Source organism: Actinomadura sp. CNU-125, from assembly GCF_001942465.1.
In the GTDB taxonomy this organism is placed as follows: domain Bacteria; phylum Actinomycetota; class Actinomycetes; order Streptosporangiales; family Streptosporangiaceae; genus Spirillospora.
Genome location: NZ_MKJY01000462.1, coordinates 1 through 2,369, shown reverse-complemented (window position 1 = coordinate 2,369; position 2,369 = coordinate 1). Strand labels below are relative to the sequence as shown.

Sequence of the window (2,369 nt, the reverse complement as noted above, 5' to 3'; positions counted from 1 at the left end):
GGGGACGGCCGCGCGCAGCGACCGCCGGTCCGCCGGTTCGCCGCGCCGTCGAGGACGTCCGCGACGACCTCCCCGACCAGCGCGAGGAGCAGGTCGGTGACGCGCACCCCGGCGTCGCGGGCGGTGGCGCGGACGCGGTCCAGCGGCAGCGTCGCGGTGGTGCTGGCCGCGGCGGACGCCGAGCGGGCCGGTGATCGCGACGGCGGGCGCGGCGCCGTCGCGGGCGAGCGCGACGAGCCCGGGGACGTCGGCGGCGGCGCGCACGAGCCGGCCGGGGCCGCGCGGCACGTCCGCCTCGGGCAGCCGGGGCTCCAGGATGCCGCGCAGGATGTCGACCACGCCGATCGCCGTCGCGATCGCGTGGTGCAGGACGATCACGGCCGCGTCCCGGCCGCCGGGCCCGCCCCGGACGAGGCAGAACCGCCACAGCGGACGGTCGCGGTCCAGCGGCGTCGCGGCCAGCCGCGCCACCACGTCGTCCAGCGGCCGGCCGCGCCCGGCGGACGGGGCGGCGGGCGCGTCGACCTCGATGACGTGCCGGTCGAGGTCGATGTCGGCGGCCGGAACCCAGCGCGGGCGCGCAGGAACCCCGCCGGGGCGACGCGCTGCGTGAGGCGGGGCAGCCGCGGGAGCCGTTCGGCGAGCAGGGCGCGGACCCGCTCCACCGGCGGCCCGCGGCCCGCGAACTCGGCGACCCCGCCGACGACCTGCGGAACGCCGCCGTCCTCGACGTACAGGAAGAACGCGTCGGGTGCCGCCACCCGCTGCGCGTGCCCGGACTCGGCGGCGTCCGTCCGGCCGGGGCGGCGGGGCGCGACAGCCGGACGCGCAGCAGTTCGGCGGCCGCCGCGGCCGGGACGAGCAGCAGCCCGGCGGGGATGTCGACGACGTAGTGCGCGGCGGTCGCCACGATGACCGCGCTCGTCACCCCCAGATGCAGGACGCAGACCCACAGGAACACGGGCCCGCAGCGGGCGCGGACGGCGGCGGCGCCGATCCAGGCGATCCAGCCGATGTGCAGGCTCGGCATGGCCGCGTACGGGTTCGCGCCCGCCGACACCACGCCCGTCCCCCAGGTGGCGGGCGGATGGTGCAGCGCGATGACGTCGACGTATCCGCCTCCGGGCAGCAGCCGCGGCGGCGTGACGGGCCACAGCGCGAAGCACGCGATCGCGATGAGCGTCGTCCAGATCAGCGTGTTGCGCGCCCACGGATACGCGGGACTCCGCCGCCACCACAGGTAGCCGAGGAACCCGAACGTGCCGATGACGTAGGTGGTGGCGTACTCCCAGGCGGCCAGGACGCTCAGCCGATCGTTCCGTGCCAGGGCCTCGTTGAGGGGACGTTCGACGTCCAGGCCGGTCCGGCGCTCCAGGTCGAGGAGCAGCAGGCCGTTCGCGTCGGCGGTCGCGCGGTCCCCGGCGAACGCGTGCGCGGACACCGCGTACACGGCCAGGACGAGCAGCCCGACGGCGATCTCCCGTGCCGCCGGGGCCGCGCGCCCGTGTCGTCTCACGCCGTCCTCCCCGGCTCGTCCGGGCCGTCGTCCCGCACGGGACATCATTCCCACCTCGCGGCACGGGTCCACGGCCGATCCCGGCCGGGACGGGTGTGGCTTTCTCCGCGAAAACCACAGCCGCCCCCTTGACTCGGACACGGCACAGGCCTAAATAAAAGGGAACAAGCTCAAACGGGAGGAAAACAACATGCATTCGGGAACGGGCCGCGCATGATCGTCACGCTGACGCTCAACCCCAGCCTCGACCGGACGATCGAGGTCGACGCGCTGACGCGCGGCGCGGTGCTCCGGGCCCGTTCGGCGCGCCTGGACCCCGGCGGCAAGGGCGTCAACGTCTCCCGCGCGCTGCTGGCCAACGGCACCGACTCCACCGCCGTCCTCACGGTCGGCGGCGCGACGGCGAGCAGCTGCGGCTGCTGCTGCAGGCCGAGGGCCAGCCGCCCGGGCCGTCCGGGTCGCCGGGCGCACCCGCTCCAACGTCACCGTCGTCGAACCGGACGGCGTCGTCACCAAGCTGAACGAGCCCGGCGGCCCGCTCTCGGCCGCGGAGCTGGACGAGGTCACCGGCGCCGTCGAGGCCGCGGCGGCGGCCGGGGCGGGCTGGGTGGTGGGCTGCGGCAGCCTCCCGCCGGGCGTCCCCGGCACCGCCTACGCGGCGCTGTGCCGCCGGTTCGCGGCGGACGGCGTCCGCGTCGCGGTCGACACCAGCGGTCCCGCGCTGCGCGCGGCCGTCGAGCGGGCCCCGACCTGGTCAAACCGAACCTGGAGGAACTCGCCGAGGCCGTCGGCGGCCCGGTCGGCACGATCGCCGACGCGGTCGAGGCGGCGGGCGAGCTGCGCGCCCGAGTGC

At 76.9% G+C, this 2,369-nt stretch carries 2 protein-coding genes and 1 pseudogene; 1 reads left to right on the top strand and 2 read right to left on the bottom strand.

Features of this window, described 5'->3' with window-relative positions:
- The coding region (locus BJF79_RS67765) for a wax ester/triacylglycerol synthase domain-containing protein (protein WP_410050195.1) at positions 1-552 on the bottom strand (552 nt) is incomplete at its 3' end.
- Positions 553-901: 349 nt separating this feature from the next.
- Positions 902-1,561, bottom strand: a pseudogene (locus BJF79_RS67760) (phosphatase PAP2 family protein); the annotation flags it as partial.
- Positions 1,562-1,729: 168 nt separating this feature from the next.
- On the opposite strand from BJF79_RS67760, the gene BJF79_RS54445 reads away from it, so the two are divergent.
- A partial coding sequence (locus BJF79_RS54445) for a hypothetical protein (protein WP_262403154.1) occupies positions 1,730-2,369 on the top strand: 640 nt, incomplete at its 3' end.